The organism is Rhizobium sp. CFBP 13726 (assembly GCF_014841925.1).
In the GTDB taxonomy this organism is placed as follows: Bacteria; Pseudomonadota; Alphaproteobacteria; order Rhizobiales; family Rhizobiaceae; genus Neorhizobium; species Neorhizobium soli.
This window is the reverse complement of sequence record NZ_JACYUU010000002.1, coordinates 115,029-132,682: the sequence shown is the minus strand read 5'-3', so window position 1 is coordinate 132,682 and position 17,654 is coordinate 115,029. Positions and strand designations below refer to the sequence as shown.

Sequence of the window (17,654 nt, the reverse complement as noted above, 5' to 3'; positions counted from 1 at the left end):
TATAGTTCTCAGCGGGTTTTCTCCTGATCGTCCTTGCCTCTCGCCTTCGCGGGTGAGGGGCAACGTCATGCGTCTGTCACACCGAAATGGTCTGTTCGTCCTTACTCTTCAGGCACTGGCGGTGACCCGACGATTCGGGGCCGGCCATCGGGAACATCAGGATGGATCTTGTTCTTGCGACACTCGCCATTGCCCTTCTGGCGATCAATCTCTTCAGCATCGGTATCGCCGGCCTGCGGCTTTCGCATCGTGACAAAGCGAGCGACAAGCCGGCGGTGATCAAGCCGGACGGTGTCTCGATCGTCATTCCGGTGCGCGGCATCGAGGCCTATTCCAGCCTGACGCTCGCGCATGCATTCAAGCTCAAGTGGCCGGAGTACGAGCTGATCTTCTGTGTGCAGGACGAGGGTGATCCGATCATCGCCGAGATCCGCTCGGCGATCGCCGCGCATCCGGCAGTGCCCGCGCGGCTGCTGATCGGCGACGACCGGATCAGCGCCAATCCCAAGCTCAACAACTGCGCCAAGGGCTGGCACGCGGCGCGCCATGAATGGGTGGTGCTTGCCGATTCCAATGTGCTGATGCCCAAGGACTATATCCAGAACCTCGTCTCCGGTTGGCGGGCCGATACCGGGCTCGTATGCTCGACGCCGATCGGATCGCGTCCGGACGGGTTCTGGGCGGAAGTGGAATGCGCTTTCCTGAATACGCTGCAGGCGCGCTGGCAATATGTGGGCGAGGCGCTGGGGCTCGGCTTTGCGCAGGGCAAGAGCATGCTGTGGCACAAGCCGTTTCTGGATGCTGCCGGCGGCATCCAGGCGCTGGCGGCCGAGATTGCCGAGGACGCGGCGTCGACCAAGCTCGTCAACCGGCATGGCAAGAAAGTGCACCTTGTGTCGGCACCGTTCGAGCAGCCGCTCGGGCGCCGCGGGCTGGAGGAAATCTGGTCGCGCCAGACGCGCTGGGCCCGGCTGCGGCGGGTGACGTTTCCGCTGTTCTTCACGCCGGAGATCCTGCTCGGAGCGCTGCCGCCTCTGGCGCTAGGGTTGATCGGCGCCGTCATGCTGGATCTCAATGTCGGTCTGGTGGCCGCGACCGTGTTTGCCGCAACCTACCTGCCGGAACTCGCCCTTGCGCGGGCCAAGGGCTGGCGGCTGTCGATCCTGTCGCTGCCGGCAATGATGGTGCGCGACGTGATGCTGCCGGCGATCTGGATCAGGAGCTGGCTTTCCGGCTCGTTCGAATGGCGCGGCAATGCCATGACGATCGGCACCCAGGAAAGCCGGCTGACCGGCTCCTCGCCGGCCTGACCCTGGCCCTCAACGGCTACTCGCAGATGCGGTAGCCGCCATCCCTGTCGATGATGTCGAGATGAAGGTGATCCTCGTGGGCGGCATCGCTGCCGGGTGCGAGGACCGTGGTGAAATGCAGGCAGGCACCTGCGGCGGCCGTCTTCTGGAAGGCACCCTCCAGCGTGTGATCGTCGTCTCGACGCTTCATTACGACCTTCTCGCCGTTGTCGAGCTTGAAGGCGGCGACATCGAAGGCGTTGCCGCGGCCATGCTCGGAAATCTTGCCGGTCGAGGCGCTGTTTCTGAGGCGGCACTGGTAGGTGGAGCCCGGGACAAGACCGGTAATCTTGCGGCCCGGCATGGCGATGTTGAGCGCGGGCTGGACCGTATCCTTCAGCCAGTGGGCCATGGTCAGTGCCGTCTTGCAGCGCATGGTGGCGCCGCCGAGATCGACGCCGGGCAGAACCTGCGCCACCTCGATCGGCTGCTTGATGCCGCAGCCATTGCCGTCGTCGATCGGTTTGACGGATTCGAACTTGGCGCCGATGGCACCGAGGTCTGCAAGGCAGGCCTTGAGTTCTGCGGCGTCTTCCTCGACGAGAGGCGGAGGAGGCGGGGTCTCGGCCTGTTCCTGCTTTTCGTCCGCAGGCTTGTCGGCCGGAGTTTTGTCATCAGCGGCCTTGTCCTGCGGTGCCTTGTCGTCTGGCTTGGCGGCGTCCGGTTTGGCAGGTTCAGTCTTGCCGTCGTCGCTCGCTGCAGCGGGCTTCTGTTCTGCGGGTTCTTCCGGCTTGGGAGTGGGGGTCGGGATGGTTTCTTCAGGAGCTTTACCGGTCTGTTCCGGGCTCTGGGTCTGTTCGGGGGCCGGGACAGGTGGCTCTGCGGGGCGCTCTGCCGGCTTCTCCGCAGGGGTTTCGGGCGGGTTCTCGGGCTTTGCTTCGACGGGCTTTGCGGCGACCTCAGGTGTAGCAGCGGCTGCGGCCGTTGCCGCCGTTGCCTCGGGCACGGGTTCACCACCCGGCTTTGCCATGGGAAGCGGAACGATAGCGAGGGCGGGGGCGGCGGGGATCGCGGCTCGGCTCTGGTTCTGGGCACCCTGTGCGGGGCGGGTCGACTGGTTTTTGCCGGACGAGGATTTGCGCGTCGACTGTTTGCGGGTGCGTCCGGCATCGCGCATGAACTGGTCGATGATGTTGATTTCGACAAAGTTCGGCGTCGAGCCTTGCGGCGCTGGGCGGGCGGGCAGAGGCGCTGCACCCAGTGTCAGCGGTGCGCTCATTGCCAGCGAAGTGCTTAAAGCGAGAAGGCATAGAGTATGCTTCATCCTTCGGTCGTCCTTTCCCATGTTTCGGAGACGCAACGCGGATGACCCTGTTTTGGTCGCATTGTGGCCAAATAAATCCACTTGCGCGTTTGCCGGAGCCGCGCTAACAATTCGCTCCATGATGATTTCGATGAGCAACAACGGTAACTGGTGGTGGGCACGCTGACGCGGCCTTGACCAGTCATGTCCATCGACAAGACTATGAACAAGCCGCCCGATTACCGAGGCGGCTTTTTTGTTGGCCGCTTCTCAAAACCCGGGCAGATCAACAGGGATTTTAGAGGCAGACATGGCGACGATCATTCACGACGACGGGTCCGAGACCTACGAAACCAGGGGCGGAGTAAGCGTCAGCCGAGCCCGCAGGCCGGCCGAATATGCAACCGCGATCTCGTCTTATGTCGACCGGCTGGACGAGCGCCGCGGCGCGGTGTTTTCCTCGAACTACGAATATCCGGGGCGCTATACCCGCTGGGATACGGCGATTGCCGATCCGCCACTCGGCATTACCTGCAACGGCCGGGCGATGTGGATCGAGGCCTATAACGGTCGCGGCGAAGTGCTTCTGTCGTTTATCGCCGACAAGCTTGCGACGATTTCCGACCTGACGCTCGGCGAGCGCACCGACCGCCGTCTGGATCTGACGGTCAACGAGCCGTCCCGCGTATTTACCGAGGAAGAGCGCTCGAAGATGCCGACGGTGTTTACCGCGCTCCGGGCCATCGTCGATCTCTTCCACTCGGATGCGGATTCGGCCATCGGTCTGTTCGGCGCGTTCGGCTACGATCTGGCGTTCCAGTTCGATGCGATCAAGCTCTCGATGCAGCGGCCTGAAGACCAGCGCGACATGGTTCTCTATCTGCCCGACGAGATCCTCGTCGTCGATCACCATGCGGCAAAGGCCTGGGTCGATCGCTACGACTTTGCCAAGGACGGCGTGACGACGGAAGGCAAGGCGCAGGATATCGCGCCCGAGCCGTTCCTGCGCACCACGGTGACGCCGCCGAAGGGCGACCACAAGCCCGGCGAATATGCGAGCCTGGTTACCCGCGCCAAGGAAAGCTTTCGCCGCGGCGATCTGTTCGAAGTGGTTCCGGGCCAGAAGTTCATGGAGCGCTGCGACAGCAATCCGTCGCAGATTTCCAACCGGCTGAAGGCGATCAACCCGTCGCCCTATTCGTTCTTCATCAACCTCGGCAACCAGGAATACCTGATCGGCGCATCGCCGGAAATGTTCGTGCGGGTGTCTGGCCGTCGCATCGAGACCTGCCCGATCTCGGGCACGATCAAGCGCGGCGAGGATGCGATCTCGGACTCGGAACAGATCCTCAAGCTGCTCAACTCCAAGAAGGACGAGTCGGAGCTCACCATGTGCTCCGACGTCGACCGTAACGACAAGTCGCGCGTCTGCGAGCCGGGTTCGGTCAAGGTGATCGGCCGCCGTCAGATCGAGATGTATTCGCGTCTTATCCACACAGTCGACCATATCGAGGGCCGGCTGCGTCCGGATATGGATGCGTTCGACGGGTTCCTGAGCCATGCCTGGGCGGTGACAGTGACCGGTGCGCCAAAGCTGTGGGCGATGCGGTTTGTCGAGGCCAACGAAAAGAGCCCGCGCGCCTGGTATGGCGGCGCGATCGGCATGGTCGGCTTCAACGGCGACATGAATACGGGGCTGACGCTGCGCACCATCCGCGTCAAGGACGGCATTGCCGAAGTGCGTGCCGGTGCGACGCTGCTCAACGATTCGGATCCGCATGAGGAAGAGGCAGAGACCGAGCTGAAGGCATCGGCGATGATTTCGGCGATCCGCGATGCGCGGGCCGGCAACACGGCCAAGGCTTCGCGCGACGTCGCCAAGGTGGGCCAGGGGGTGAAGATCCTGCTGGTCGACCACGAGGACAGTTTCGTCCACACGCTTGCCAACTACTTCCGCCAGACGGGAGCGACGGTCTCGACCGTTCGCTCGCCGGTGCCGGAAGAGGTGTTCAACCGGATCGATCCGGATCTTGTCGTCCTGTCGCCGGGGCCGGGCAATCCGAAGGATTTCGACTGCAAGGCGACGATCAAGGCAGCGCGGGCGAAGGACCTGCCGATCTTCGGCGTGTGCCTTGGCCTGCAGGCGCTGGCCGAAGCCTATGGCGGCGAGTTGCGGCAGCTGGCGCTGCCGATGCACGGCAAGCCGTCGCGCATCCGGGTTCTGGAGCCGGGCATCGTGTTCTCGGGACTTTCCAAGGATGTCACCGTCGGGCGTTATCACTCGATCTTTGCCGATCCGTCGACGCTGCCCTCCGATTTCATCATCACCGCCGAAAGCGAGGATGGCACGATCATGGGCATCGAACACGCCAAGGAACCGGTCGCGGCGGTGCAGTTCCACCCGGAATCGATCATGACGCTGGGCGGCGATGCCGGCATGCGGATGATCGAGAACGTGGTGGCAAACCTTTCGAGAAAGCGCGCGACAAAGGCGGCCTGATGGACGATGCCGACACGGTGGGTGGCGCTGACGGCGTCACCATCGAACCGCTCCGGGACGAGCATATCGAGGGCTTTCACAAGGCGCTCGATATCGTCTGCCGGGAGCGGCGCTACATGGTGTTTCTGCGTGCCCCGCCGATCGACGAGATGCGGGATTTCGTGCGCGAGAGCGTGGCTGCTGGCAATCCGCACATCGTCGCGGTCGCTGACGGTGAGGTCGTCGGCTGGTGCGATATCCGAAGGCTGGAGCGCGATGTGCATGCTCATCGCGGCCTGCTCGGCATGGGCATCATTCCCGGGTTTCGCGATAGAGGCCTGGGCCGTCGGCTGATCGTTAACGCGGTCGAGGCCGCCAACCGGTCCGGCATTCATCGCGTCGAACTCGACGTGCATGCGGACAATCACCGGGCGATCGCGCTTTACCGGAAGATGGGATTTCAGGTGGAGGGCGTGGCGCGCGATGCGTTGAAGATCGACGGATGCTACCTGGACAGCGTGCGGATGGCGCTGATCTTTACCTGACGCCTGGTCTCTGACGCCCGATGCCCGCCTGCGACGATGCCCCGTTGTTGATAACGTCTGACGACGAGCATACCCGGCGACTGGACGCGCAAGACCGGCTTTGACAAACCGCGAGGCTTGCGCCATACAGCCGGCCATTATTCGAAACCGCCGCTGCGAGACGCTCTCGCCGCGGCGGTTTCGTCGTTTTGGGCATAGCTTCCTGCAAATCGCTTGCAGATGCAGGAGGATGATTAGTGAAGACGGGTATGGGCGATATGGACAGAGTGGCAAAGGACGACAAAAAGGTCGAGAGACTGGCGATGTGGGGCATCCCGATCTCGATCGGCGTGCTGTTCCTCAAACTTGCTGCGTGGTGGGTAACCGGCTCGGTGGCGCTGCTGTCGGACGGTCTGGAATCACTGGTCAACGTGGCGGCGGCATTCATTGCCTATTTCGTCATCCGCTATGCTCAGCGGCCGGCAGACGATGACCACCACTTCGGCCATCACAAGGCGGAATACATATCCGCCGTGGCGGAAGGCGCGTTGATCGTGCTGGCGGCGATCCTGATCATTCAGGAAGCCTGGGGCGCTCTGGGCGCCCCGAGCATGCCGGAAACGCCATGGCTCGGGCTTGCCATCAACGCTACGGCAGGCGGAATCAATGCGGTCTGGGCGACCGTGCTGATCAGGGTCGGACGGTCGCACCGGTCTCCGGCGCTTCTGGCAGACGGCCAGCACATCATGTCGGATGTGGTGACGTCGGCCGGCGTGTTCGTCGGTCTGGTGCTCGCGGTTCTGACGGGTTACCTCATCCTCGATCCGCTGCTTGCGATCTTCGTCGCCTTCAACATTCTCTGGCAGGGTTACAAGGTCATCACCCACTCGCTGGGCGGGCTGATGGACAAGGCGCTGCAGCCGGAGGAGGAAGCGGCCGTGCGTGCGGCGATCACCGCCCATTGCGACGGGGTTCTCGATGTGCACGATCTGAAGACGCGACGGGCGGGATCGGCTGCGTTTATCGATTTCCACCTGGTGGTGCCATCGCGAATGTCGGTCGGCGAAGCTCACGAAATCTGCGACCGCTTGGAAGATGCGATCAAGGAGGCTATTCCCGGTGCCACCCTGGCCATCCATGTGGAGCCGGAAAGCGAACACGCGCATGGCAAGCGTGTCGCCATTGAAAGCCATGCGAATCTGAAGGGAATATGAAATGACGATGACGGATGTCAGCGGACTGTCGCAGCTCGGCAATCAGGTCGAGGCCCCAACGAGCCCCGAGACGGCGGTTCTGGAGAAGGTGCCGAACGGCAACCAGGGCACCGACTACGTGGTGCGCTTTACCGCACCCGAATTCACCTCACTTTGCCCGATGACCGGCCAGCCGGATTTTGCCCATATCGTGATCGACTATATTCCCGACGGGTTTCTGGTCGAATCAAAGTCGCTGAAGCTGTTCCTGCATGCGTTCCGCAACCACGGCGCCTTTCACGAGGACTGCTCGGTCTATATCGGCAAGCGGATCGTCGACCTGCTCAATCCGAAATGGTTGCGGATCGGCGCTTACTGGTATCCGCGCGGCGGCATTCCGATCGACGTGTTCTGGCAGACCGGAGAAGCGCCGAAGGGCGTGTGGTTGCCGGATCAGGGCGTGGCGACCTATCGGGGACGTGGGTAAGATTTATTGGCAATTAGCCCGGCACGCACCGGGCTAATTGCGACACTCAACCCGTTCGGGGAGATGGCCATTCTGCCTCAGACATTCATGTTGTCGTCGCCGCCGAAATCGCCGCCGCCGAAGTCGGACTGATCGTCGTTGCCGAAATCGGCCTGTTGCCAGCCGCCGTCATTGCCACCGGGATCGGGTGTTGCGTCGTTGCCGTTATCTGCGTCCGTATTGGAGGCCTCACGGATTGCGTCGTCGCCGATATAGGTGTTGTTGATGACGGTTTCCTCGGTCGGGCCGCCTGTGAACGGATTGGCTTCGGCTGCGGGATTGCCCAAGCCGAGGCCTGACATGTGGTTGCCGAACAGGCCCGAAAGCGAGTTGGCAAGCAGCATGCCGCCCGCCACGCCGGCGGCCGTGCCAAGTGCGCCGCGCAGAAAACCGCCGCCAGCAGATGGTGCCTGGCCCTGCTGATAGCCTTGTGCCCCCTGCATCTGTGATGACCAGGGACCTGATGGGGCCGGTGCAGCGCGATAACCGTCGTCGTTGCCGCGGTATGGCTGCTGATATCCCGGTCGCGCACCCCAGGGGCCGGATGGCTGCTGGCCGGCCTGTTGGGACGGCATTTGCGGTGCCGGAGGGCGGGGCGCCTGGCCGGAGCCGAAAATAGAGCTCAGGAAACCGCCGCCCTGTTCGTCGCGCCTGATGTCGCTTTCGCCGGCCTGAAGCTGCTTGACCTGTTCTTCGAGCTCGCGGATGCGGGCGGAGGCAGCCTCAAGGCCCTTCTCCTGAACAATCACCGCCTGGGCGAGGTAATAGGCGGCATACGGCTGCTGGCGGGTCGCGTCATCGATCAATGCCTCCGCGTCACGGTCGCGCGGGGTGGTCGAGGCTGTTTTTACGCGATCGAACAATGCGGTCAGAAGCTGACGTTCTTCCGGTGACATGGTCTCACTCCTTGTGGACGTCCCAAGCGGCCGTCATCTGACAAGGAGTTAGTCGGCATTTTCGGGATTTCAAACCCGCTGACGGGTTAAATCTTGTTCATGTAGAACATGCGCCGCCTGACACTATGATTCAGGCAGCGCAGCTTATCTTGTTGTAATCTCAGCCGAATGCGAGCGTCAGGCCGAGCACGGCGGTTGCTGCGCCGAGGATGCGGGTTACAGCTGGCGCAAAGCGCGCGATACCGAGGCCGAGCGCGATGCCGGCTGCGTGAAGAAGAGCTGTCGCGATGACAAAGCCGAGGCCGAACTGAAGCGCACCGGCGCTGCCGAGTTCGCCGCCATGGGCATGGCCGTGGAACAGCGCAAAAACGCCGACGATTGCAGCACAGGCGGCTGTCGGAAGCTTGACGGCGGTGGCGACCAGAAGACCGAGTGCGATGACCGAGGCGAGGATCGCCGGTTCAACGAAAGGCAGATCGAGACCGGAGACCGCGAGCACGAAGCCGAGCGCCATGGTGCCGACGAATGCGGCAGGCACGGACCAGATGGCCTTGCCGCCGATCTGTGCTGCCCAGAGGCCGACGGCGAGCATGGCAAGCACGTGGTCGAGGCCGAAGATCGGATGCGAAATGCCGGCCATGAACGAGCCATGCGCTTCAGGATCGAGATGGGCAAAGGCGGGAGCCGCAGCAACGACGACTGCGCCCGTTGCGAGCGAAATATGCTTCAGCGCGGTTTGGAAAGGTCTGGTCAACATTTTGATCCCCGATGAAATACATGATGCGTGAAGCGTAAAACGATAGGCAAGAGCAGTCACCGCGTCCATTGCCAATTGTAACGATCCGGCGATGCGGACTACGTCATTCACCTTAGTCGTTGGAAGCTTGCCATGTTCAGGCCGGGGTGCATTGTTTTGTGACCGCGAACACATTATGTCCCGTATATGAATTTCATGCAGGAGACTTTGACCGTGCTGAACGACGAAGACGACACAGAAGACAAGACGAAGGAACTGCCGCTCGGTAAGGAAACGGAGGCGAATCTTTTCAAGTCGCGTTCGATCTTCATCTACGGAGCGATCACCCAGGAACTGGCGCAGAAGGTCAACACGCAGCTCGTGGCACTTGCCGCAGCCAGCGACGAAGACATCCGCATCTACGTGAATTCCCCGGGCGGCCATGTCGAGTCGGGTGATTCGATTCATGACATGGTCAAGTTCATCAAGCCGAAGGTCTGGATGATCGGCACTGGCTGGGTCGCTTCTGCAGGCGCCCTGATCTATGTGTCGGTTCCGAAGGAACGCCGCATCGCGCTGCCGAACACCCGCTTCCTGCTTCATCAACCATCTGGCGGTACGCGCGGCATGGTCTCCGACATCGAGATCCAGGCCCGTGAAATCATCAAGATGAACGAACGCCTGAACAAGATCATGGCAGAAGCAACCGGCCAGCCGATCGAAAAGATCGCAGCCGATACGGACCGAGACTACTGGCTGTCGGCACAGGAAGCCGTCGCCTATGGTCTCGCATCCAAGATCGTGACGTCGCAGAGCGAAATCTGATCCAGACGTCGTTCTGACAAATCAAAATCCCTCGTCGGCTTCAGGCCGGCGGGGGATTTTTGCGTTTGAGGGCAATCGTTTCAGGCGCGGGTAGGGGCCGACAGGTCCGGATGACCGGAACCCTTTCGACCACCGCGCGATATCAGGCGAGCTTGCGGGTGGGTACGGCGGTTGCCGGGACGCGGCCCTGCTGCCAGTGGGCGGCAAAATCCATGAACGCATCGGGCGACATCGGCTCCGCGAAGGCATAACCCTGCAGCACCTGGCAACCGAGGCCACGCAGGATATCCATATGGGCTTCCGTTTCGACGCCCTCGGCGACGATTTCGATCCCTTGCGAACGGCCGATCTCGATGATCGAAGCCACAAGCCGGTGCTGGGGACCCGACGCCTGAAGCGGCGAAATCAGCTGCCGGTCGATCTTCAGCCGCTTGGGGCCGAGTTCCAGCAGACTGACGATAGAAGCGTGTCCGGAGCCGAAATCATCCAGCTCGATATCGATACCCAAATCCTTCAGCGTGCCGATGATCTTGCGCAGGCCGCGGTCGTTTCCTTCAAACGAGATCGATTCCAGAAGTTCGAATGCAATGCTGCCCGGCGCAAACGACAGGTGCGACAGCTGCTCCAAGAGGTTTTCGTCCTTCAGGCGCTGGGCTGAGACATTGACAGAGACCCTTGGGACGGCAAGCCCGCGGGCACGCCAGCGGGTGGCCTGGAACAGCGCTTTTTCGAGGATGAGCGCGTCGATTTCACCGGAGCGATGAAGACCTTCGGCGATATCGAGAAACGCTTCGGGCGCGAGCAGGCCGCGGGTCGGGTGGACCCAGCGGGCCAGCGCCTCGACACCGACGATATCGAGGGTGACGGCATCGAACTGCGGCTGGAAGAAGGGAACGATCTGGTCGTTCTCGATTGCCGCGAGAAGCTCGTCGGACGTGCGTTTTACCTGGATCGCCGTCAGAAGCAGGGACTCGGAAAACACCTCGGCGCGGTTACGGCCGCGCTTCTTGGCCTCGTACAGTGCGACGTCGGCATTGATCAGCAACTGGCGCGGTTCTTCGCACGCAAGCGTCTGCATGGCGATGCCGGCGCTGCAGCCGACATGGCATTCCTGGCCGTCGATCGTCATCGATTTGGCGATCGCCTTGACGATCGAGCGGCCGAGATGTTTTGCGCGCTCTTCCGGGGCTGGGCCGCTGGTGACGACCACGAATTCGTCGCCGCCGATCCGCGAGACGAATTCGTCATGGCCGATCAGTTCCAGGAGCCGGGCCGTCGTCTGGCGCAGGACCTCGTCGCCGGCCGCGTGGCCGAGCGTGTCGTTGACTTCCTTGAAGCGGTCGAGATCGAAATGGATAAAAGCCAGGCGGTGACTGTGCGTCGTCGCGTTCGAGGCTTCCATGAACTGGTCGAGAAAGCGCCGGTTGGGAAGGCCGGTCAGGGCGTCGTGCAAAGACTGGTGCTGCAACGTGCGGCGTGTTGCGCGCAACCGCTCGTTCTGTTCTTCCGCGCGGGCGCGCTCTTCCCGCAGTTCGATCTGCAGATTGACGTCATCAGTGACATCCCAATTGGCGCCAACGACGCGTTCGACGCCTCCCGATGTTTTGTAGGCCTTCCCGTGCGCGCGGATGTGACGGATCTCGCCCGAAGGTCGGACAATCCGGAACTGGGTAATATAGGGCTCGGTGGCACCGATGACCTCGTTCAGCCGATTTTCAGCCGTCTCGATATCGTCGGGATGGACGGTCGAACGCCAGTCCTCGTAGGTGAAGATGTCCTTGCCCGGAGGCGCAGAATACAGGTCCTTGAGCCGCTCGTCCCAGAAAAGGCGGTCTGTGGCGCCCTCGTATTCCCAGACGCCGATCTGCGACGCTTCGAGTGCCAGCGTCAACCGGTGGTGAATGGTCTCGAACTGCTCCTCCCGGTGTTGCAGATCGACGATGTGGCGATTGCGCTGCCTCATCAAGATCCCCACCCAGATCATCGGGGCGACGATACAGAGTGCGATCAGCGTCGCGTAGGCATAAAGCCAACCGATATCCGGCGGGGTCGTCTGCCAGCCGGCTTTCGGGACCGCTGCGAGATACCAGGTGTCGTATCCGAGCTCGATGCGGGCACGAACCGCATCGGCGGAGAAGATCGCCGGGTCACCGGTAAAGACGTCCTTCGCAACCGGTGCCGGCCGCCTGGAGATCGCGATGCTGAGGGGTTGCCGTGCGGTATCGAGGTCGATGTCGCGGAACAGGCGCTCCACGTCGATCACGCTCGAGACGATGCCCCAGAAATGTCCGTTGGCTTGCGAGAAAACCGGGTAGCGGGCCAGCAGTCCCAGTCCGCCCTGAGCGAGTTCGACAGGTCCGGCGATCGTGGTGGACCGGCGCTTGATCGCCTCCATGACGGACACTGACCGTTTGGGGTCGGCCGTGTAATCTCGTCCGACAAGCTGCTTGTTCTGGTCGTAAGGGTAGACGTACCGGATCACAAGATCGGGTGCCACGGCGACGTTCTTCAGCTGCGAGGGAACAGCGAAAACTCGCTCGGAGAGCGCCGCAAACTGCGTTTGCGTGATGGATGGGTTTGCAGCGATCGCGGCAACGAGACCCTGGACCAGATTGACGTTGCCGCGAATATTGGTTTCGAGGCTTGAGGACACGCGCGCCAGTTGTTCCGACGCGACGAGCCGCTGCTGCGCCATGTATTGGGCGCGCTCTTCCAGATCGGCCCGGACAATTCCGAAAATGACCGCGGCGACCATAATGAAGGCGGGCAGATACCAGCCGAACCGGTAGAATCGCCGTTCCCGGCTTCGGCCGGGCTTTATCATGGAGGAAGAGAAGAGCATGCAATGTTCCAACAGGTCTCCCGCCAACATTTCAGACAAGGCTTAATTTAGTCTGAGATGGAACGGCGCCCGACGGGTAGTCGAGCCGAAATACTGGTCTCCACTCCAATATTTTTGAGAAATCCGGCCCTTTATACATGACTGAAAATCGGAAAAAATCAGTCGGCCTGGTCATCTCTTGGGCTTGTCTCGCGGCGGCCGGTCGTGCTCCATGCACCCTTCACCGCGTCGGGTTCTCATCATGTTCAAAGACTTCTCTTTTTCCGCCCTGACGATGGGGATGCTGACCGCGTTTGTCGGTTTCGTCAGTTCCTTTGCCGTGATCATTCAGGGTTTGCAGGCAATGGGCGCCAATAGCGATCAGGTCGCCTCCGCGCTCCTGGCGCTTTCCCTGGCGCTCGGCATCCTTGCCGTGAGTTTCTCGGCCGCTCTCAAGATGCCGATCAGCATTGCATGGTCGACGCCTGGTGCCGCTCTTCTCTCGGGGATCGGGATGATCGAGGGCGGATTTCCCGCAGCCGTCGGCGCCTTCGTCATCTGTGGCGGGCTGATCATGCTGTCGGGCCTGTTCCAGCCGCTCGGGCGCGCGATCCGGATGATCCCGGGGCCGCTTGCCAATGCGATGCTGGCCGGTATCCTGCTCGGCCTGTGTCTTGCTCCCGTGAAGGCGGTGGCGTTCGACCCGATGCTGGGACTGCCGATCGTGCTGACCTGGGCGGTCGTCGTGTCGCGCTGGCGGCTTCTGGCCGTGCCGGCCTCGCTTGCGGCGATGATGCTGGTGCTGATCTTCGGCGTCGACCTGCCGGCAGATACGCTGAGCCAGATCGGCGCTGCGATCCATCCGCAATTCGTGTTCGTCGAGCCGGTGTTTACCTGGCACGGCGCGGTTTCCGTGGCGGTGCCACTGTTTATCGTCACCATGGCGTCGCAGAACATTCCCGGCATCGCGATCCTCAAGGCGCACGGATACGAGCCGCATCCCGGACCGATGTTCGTGGCAACCGGCGCCCTGTCCTCGCTTGTCGGCGTTTTTGGCGGCGTGCCGGTCAACATGGCGGCGATCACGGCGGCGATGTGCGCCAGTACCGACGCTCATCCGGATCCCGCCCGGCGTTACGTAGCGGCGATCATCGGCGGCTTCAGCTATGCGGCGCTGGGGCTGGTGGCCGGCGGCATTATCGCCTTCGTATCGCTCGCGCCGCCGATCCTGTTGCAGGCCGTCGCCGGGCTCGGGCTGATCGGCGCGTTCTCGAACGCGGCATACGCCGCCTACCACAATCCCGCTACCCGCGAGGCTGCGGCCATCACCTTTATGGTCACCGCTTCCGGAATCGCCTTCGCCGGGATCTCGGGGGCGTTCTGGGGTCTGCTGGCCGGTGGCGTGATGATGGGTTTGCAGAAGGCTCTCAGACGCGAAAGATTGCCTTGAGAGGGAACCGCGGCCGTCGTTGCAACATCAAAAGCCGTTCGAAAGTGCACTTGCACGTTCTCTGCCCGCCCGCTATAGATTCTCCCATGACCATGACAGGTGCGATCATGTCCGACCGTTTGCCGACCCGCAGCTTCGCTGCCGGGGCGACGGTTTTCGCGCCTCTCTCGCTTCTTAGCCTCGACCTTACACTCGGTTGCCGGGTCCGTTGAGGAGCGCCCGGCGGCCGAAAGCCCGCCGGCGTAAGAGCTCCTCGCAAGATTTACCGATATAGCTGAGACAGACCCTGAGAGGTCGCCATCCTCACCAAGCAGGCCCCAAAAGTGCGGCGCGCGGCGGATGGATAGGACGAGGACTTGAAGACCATGGACGCCAAGAATTCCAACGTGACTACTGCCAACAAGGCTAAGGGTATGGCCGACGCGGCGGTGAAATACCGTGCCTATCCCGCCATCAACATTCCCGACCGGACCTGGCCGTCGAAGGTGATCGACAAGGCGCCGATCTGGTGCTCGGTGGACCTGCGTGACGGCAACCAGTCGCTGGTCAACCCGATGGGCCACGATCGCAAGGCCCGCATGTTCAAGCTGCTCCTGGATATGGGTTTCAAGGAAATCGAGATCGGTTTCCCGTCGGCTTCGCAGACCGATTTCGACTTTGCCCGTTGGTGCATCGAAGAGGGTGGCGTTCCCGACGATGTGTCGATGCAGGTGCTGGTTCAGTGCCGGCCGGAACTGATCACCCGCACGTTCGAATCGCTGGAAGGCGCCAAGCATCCGATCATCCACTTCTACAACTCGACATCGGAACTGCAGCGCCGCGTGGTGTTCGGCAAGGATGTCCGCGGTATCAAGCAGATCGCTGTCGATGCGGCGAAGATGATCACCGACATGGCTGCCAAGGCCGGCGGCGATTACCGGTTCGAATATTCGCCGGAAAGCTTCACCGGCACCGAGCTGGAAGTGGCGTTGGAGATCTGCAACGCAGTCATCGAGGTCGTAAAGCCGACTGCTGACAACAAGCTGATCCTCAACCTGCCCTCGACCGTCGAGATGGCGACACCGAACATCTATGCCGACCAGATCGAATGGATGTGCCGCAATATCGACTCTAGAGAAAACGTTATCATCTCGCTGCATCCACACAACGACCGTGGCACCGGGATTGCGGCGACGGAGCTGGCGCTGATGGCCGGCGCCGACCGCGTCGAAGGCACGCTGTTTGGCAATGGCGAGCGCACCGGCAATGTCGACGTGGTGACGCTGGCGCTCAACATGTACACGCAAGGGGTCGATCCGGGGCTGGACTGCACCGATATCGAGCGCATCAAGGACGTCTACGAATATTCGAACGAAATGGTCATTCCCGAGCGCCATCCTTACGTCGGCGAACTGGTCTATACGGCGTTTTCCGGCTCGCACCAGGATGCGATCAACAAGGGCATGAAGGCGATCAAGACGGCCAACCATCCGGTGTGGGAAGTGCCTTACCTGCCGATCGACCCGCGCGACGTCGGCCGGTCCTACGAGGCTATCATCCGCATCAACTCGCAATCGGGCAAGGGCGGCATCGCCTATATCCTGCAGCAGGATTACGGCATCAACCTGCCGCGCAATCTGCAGGTGGAGTTCCGCGAGGACATCCAGCGGATTACCGACGAGGAAGGCAAGGAAGTCGCTTCCAAGCGCATCCATGAGCGCTTTATCGAGCGCTATGTGGACCAGCCTTCAGCACGACTGAAATTCGTCGATCACCAGACCTTCCCGGCCGGGATGGAGCACAAGGGCATCCGCGTCGTTTCCGCCGAGATCACCGATGGTGGCGAGACGAAGACGATCGAAGGCCGCGGCACGGGCCCGATCGACGGGTTCATCAATGCGCTGTCGGCCTATCTCGGGATCGAGTTGTCGGTGAACGAGTATTCGGAACACTCGCTGCAGCATGGCTCGAACGCCTCGGCGATCGCCTATGTCGAGGTTGAGCATCCGGGTGGCAAGCTGTTTGGCGCCGGCATCAACAACAACATCGTGACGGCCTCGCTCGACGCGATCGTGTCGGCGGCTAACCGGGTGCTGGAAGAACGCGGCCGGTAATAGGGTCCCGTAGGGTATCAGAAGACACAAGCCGCATCGCCAGCCGATGCGGTTTTTTGTTGGGATCAGATCGGGCGGATAGGCTTCGATGCAGGCCGGAGGCTCAGATCAGTCCCGCGGCCTTGGCAGCGATCTCGTCGAGATCGGCGGCGGAGGAGGGGCCGACGACGACGTAGGTCGCGAGCGGCGTGCTCCAGGACACAAGGCCTGTATCGGCGCGGATGTCCTCGACCGGTTTGTTGGTGTCCGGACGGGTCTTGGAGAAGGTGATCGCGATGATCTCTCCTTCATCGCCGCGGCGGTAGAGGAGGAGGCCGGAGGGGCGGTTGTCGGCGGTGAAAAGCCGCGCGCCGGCGAAGGTCAGCCCGCTTTGCGACAGGTCCGGAATGCGAAAGGCGATGCCGGTGCCTGTGGTCAGCCATGCGAGAATATCGCCGGGCCTGTCGGCACCGATTTCCACCAGACGATCGGGCAAGCGGGTATAGAGCCGGTAATGGGCGACGACGTCGTCAAGCCAGTCCCGCGAGTCGAGCTGCACTTCCGAGCCGCCGAGACGGGTCGATCCCGGCTGGGTGCCTAGCGCATAGCCGATGCCGCCGCCGAGGCAGAGACTGAGAAGACATGCGACAAGGGCCTGCGTTCTGCTTGGCTTGAACGAGAGTGCCTGACGCTTTTTGTCATCAGGCAGCCTGATCGCGCGGCGCGGCAGTGGTGCGTTCTTGATGGTGCGGACGAGTTCGAGCGGCAATGGTTCCTTCATGGCATCGTCGAAGACGCGCCGACCGAAATCCGTGCCGCGCTTCAGACTGTCATGCAGGGCCCGCGCCTGAGGCTCGTTGACCAGAAGCGCTTCGATCTCCTGCCGTTCGTGTTCGTTGGCTTCGCCATCCAGGAAGGCGGAAATGCGCCGTTCGAGCGCGGGCGAGGAAGCACTGGCGTTCATGCGCGGCGCTCCGATGCTTCCGGCGCGATTTCCGACAGTCTGAGCCGTGCAGAACACAGGCGTTCGGCGAAGGCCTGTTCCGGAATGCCGAGGATCGCCGCCGCTTCGCCATAGGCAAACGATTCGACATCGACGAGAAGGAAGACACTGGCGAGGCCTGAGGGCAGGGACAGCAGGATCTGATCCGATGTGGCCATCGTGGAAATTTCGGTAGCCGATACGACGCCCTGTGCCTTCGGGGTGGAGGACGGCTGGGTCTTGCGGCGCTTCTTGATCTCGTCGGACCAGGCGGTGCGCATCAGGCTGAACAGCCAGCTTTCGATGCGGCCTTCGCCCTTCCAGTGATGGCTTTTCTGGATCGCACGCGAACAGACTTCGCGCACCAGCCTGTCGGCATCCTCGGCGGTGCCTGCAAGCGTCAACGCGAAACGACGAAGCCTCGGCAGCAAGGCTACGAGGTCACGGCGAATGTCCATGGTCTGGGTCGGATTGTTCATGCGGAAACAAGCTTAACGGGGCTATGCGTTATGATTACGGCCATCTCGTTAAGCTATGAATCGAATGTGATGCATTTGC

General features: G+C 62.0%; 14 protein-coding genes. 8 read left to right on the top strand and 6 right to left on the bottom strand.

All coding sequences use genetic code 11. From position 1 onward, the window contains the following. Positions 1–161 precede the first annotated feature (161 nt). Positions 162–1,310 carry a ceramide glucosyltransferase gene (locus IFT66_RS07670; protein WP_192077233.1) on the top strand — a complete coding sequence of 383 codons (1,149 nt, stop codon included), beginning with the start codon at positions 162–164 and terminating at the stop codon, positions 1,308–1,310. A gap of 16 nt (positions 1,311–1,326) precedes the next feature. Here IFT66_RS07670 and IFT66_RS07665 read toward each other — a convergent pair whose 3' ends face one another. Then, positions 1,327–2,568 (bottom strand): extensin family protein, encoded by a 1,242-nt coding sequence (locus IFT66_RS07665; RefSeq protein ID WP_192077232.1) that lies wholly within the window; start codon positions 2,566–2,568, stop codon positions 1,327–1,329. A 334-nt stretch (positions 2,569–2,902) separates the two neighbouring features. Between IFT66_RS07665 and IFT66_RS07660 the strand changes: the two genes are divergently transcribed. From IFT66_RS07660 to queF, 4 genes are all read left to right on the top strand, one after another. Beyond that, positions 2,903–5,092, top strand: a complete 2,190-nt coding sequence (locus tag IFT66_RS07660) for an anthranilate synthase (protein WP_192077231.1) — start codon at positions 2,903–2,905, stop codon at positions 5,090–5,092. Beyond that, on the top strand, positions 5,092–5,616 hold the full coding sequence (locus tag IFT66_RS07655; protein WP_192077230.1) for a GNAT family N-acetyltransferase: 525 nt from the start codon (positions 5,092–5,094) through the stop codon (positions 5,614–5,616). Before IFT66_RS07660 ends, IFT66_RS07655 begins: the two co-directional genes overlap by 1 nt. Positions 5,617–5,873: 257 nt before the next feature. Next, positions 5,874–6,809 (top strand): cation diffusion facilitator family transporter, encoded by a 936-nt coding sequence (locus IFT66_RS07650; RefSeq protein ID WP_062457901.1) that lies wholly within the window; start codon positions 5,874–5,876, stop codon positions 6,807–6,809. A 1-nt stretch (position 6,810) separates the two neighbouring features. Beyond that, positions 6,811–7,275, top strand: a complete 465-nt coding sequence (queF, locus tag IFT66_RS07645) for a preQ(1) synthase (RefSeq protein ID WP_062455655.1) — start codon at positions 6,811–6,813, stop codon at positions 7,273–7,275. A gap of 77 nt (positions 7,276–7,352) precedes the next feature. On the opposite strand, the gene IFT66_RS07640 is transcribed toward queF, so the two are convergent. Beyond that, on the bottom strand, positions 7,353–8,210 hold the full coding sequence (locus tag IFT66_RS07640) for a DUF2076 domain-containing protein (protein WP_192077229.1): 858 nt from the start codon (positions 8,208–8,210) through the stop codon (positions 7,353–7,355). 160 nt (positions 8,211–8,370) lie between these two features. Then, positions 8,371–8,967 (bottom strand): HupE/UreJ family protein, encoded by a 597-nt coding sequence (locus IFT66_RS07635; protein WP_062455661.1) that lies wholly within the window; start codon positions 8,965–8,967, stop codon positions 8,371–8,373. 216 nt (positions 8,968–9,183) lie between these two features. Here IFT66_RS07635 and IFT66_RS07630 point away from each other — a divergent pair, with 216 nt between their 5' ends. Continuing rightward, positions 9,184–9,771, top strand: coding sequence for an ATP-dependent Clp protease proteolytic subunit (locus tag IFT66_RS07630; protein ID WP_062457904.1), 588 nt, complete (start codon positions 9,184–9,186; stop codon positions 9,769–9,771). A gap of 142 nt (positions 9,772–9,913) precedes the next feature. Here IFT66_RS07630 and IFT66_RS07625 read toward each other — a convergent pair whose 3' ends face one another. Beyond that, a complete protein-coding gene (locus IFT66_RS07625; protein WP_192077228.1) occupies positions 9,914–12,613 on the bottom strand; it encodes a bifunctional diguanylate cyclase/phosphodiesterase in 2,700 nt (899 codons plus the stop codon). Between the two features lie 241 nt (positions 12,614–12,854). Between IFT66_RS07625 and IFT66_RS07620 the strand changes: the two genes are divergently transcribed. Both IFT66_RS07620 and leuA read left to right on the top strand, forming a co-directional pair. Then, a complete protein-coding gene (locus tag IFT66_RS07620) occupies positions 12,855–14,042 on the top strand; it encodes a benzoate/H(+) symporter BenE family transporter (RefSeq protein WP_192077227.1) in 1,188 nt (395 codons plus the stop codon). A gap of 365 nt (positions 14,043–14,407) precedes the next feature. Continuing rightward, complete coding sequence (gene leuA / locus IFT66_RS07615) at positions 14,408–16,135, top strand: 2-isopropylmalate synthase (RefSeq protein WP_062582892.1); 1,728 nt, start codon at positions 14,408–14,410, stop codon at positions 16,133–16,135. Positions 16,136–16,238: 103 nt separating this feature from the next. Here leuA and IFT66_RS07610 read toward each other — a convergent pair whose 3' ends face one another. Next, complete coding sequence (locus tag IFT66_RS07610) at positions 16,239–17,078, bottom strand: anti-sigma factor family protein (protein WP_192077226.1); 840 nt, start codon at positions 17,076–17,078, stop codon at positions 16,239–16,241. Then, positions 17,075–17,575: an RNA polymerase sigma factor gene (locus IFT66_RS07605; protein WP_192077225.1), complete on the bottom strand. Its 501-nt coding sequence runs from the start codon at positions 17,573–17,575 to the stop codon at positions 17,075–17,077. Before IFT66_RS07605 ends, IFT66_RS07610 begins: the two co-directional genes overlap by 4 nt. Positions 17,576–17,654: the final 79 nt, after the last annotated feature.

Coding starts and splice junctions, on each gene's coding strand:
- IFT66_RS07670 (WP_192077233.1), top strand. CDS start 162: ATGGATCTTGTTCTTGCGACACTCGCCATTGCCCTTCTGGCGATCAAT.
- IFT66_RS07665 (WP_192077232.1), bottom strand. CDS start 2,568: ATGAGCGCACCGCTGACACTGGGTGCAGCGCCTCTGCCCGCCCGCCCA.
- IFT66_RS07660 (WP_192077231.1), top strand. CDS start 2,903: ATGGCGACGATCATTCACGACGACGGGTCCGAGACCTACGAAACCAGG.
- IFT66_RS07655 (WP_192077230.1), top strand. CDS start 5,092: ATGGACGATGCCGACACGGTGGGTGGCGCTGACGGCGTCACCATCGAA.
- IFT66_RS07650 (WP_062457901.1), top strand. CDS start 5,874: ATGGACAGAGTGGCAAAGGACGACAAAAAGGTCGAGAGACTGGCGATG.
- queF (WP_062455655.1), top strand. CDS start 6,811: ATGACGATGACGGATGTCAGCGGACTGTCGCAGCTCGGCAATCAGGTC.
- IFT66_RS07640 (WP_192077229.1), bottom strand. CDS start 8,210: ATGTCACCGGAAGAACGTCAGCTTCTGACCGCATTGTTCGATCGCGTA.
- IFT66_RS07635 (WP_062455661.1), bottom strand. CDS start 8,967: ATGTTGACCAGACCTTTCCAAACCGCGCTGAAGCATATTTCGCTCGCA.
- IFT66_RS07625 (WP_192077228.1), bottom strand. CDS start 12,613: ATGCTCTTCTCTTCCTCCATGATAAAGCCCGGCCGAAGCCGGGAACGG.
- IFT66_RS07620 (WP_192077227.1), top strand. CDS start 12,855: ATGTTCAAAGACTTCTCTTTTTCCGCCCTGACGATGGGGATGCTGACC.
- leuA (WP_062582892.1), top strand. CDS start 14,408: ATGGACGCCAAGAATTCCAACGTGACTACTGCCAACAAGGCTAAGGGT.
- IFT66_RS07610 (WP_192077226.1), bottom strand. CDS start 17,078: ATGAACGCCAGTGCTTCCTCGCCCGCGCTCGAACGGCGCATTTCCGCC.
- IFT66_RS07605 (WP_192077225.1), bottom strand. CDS start 17,575: ATGAACAATCCGACCCAGACCATGGACATTCGCCGTGACCTCGTAGCC.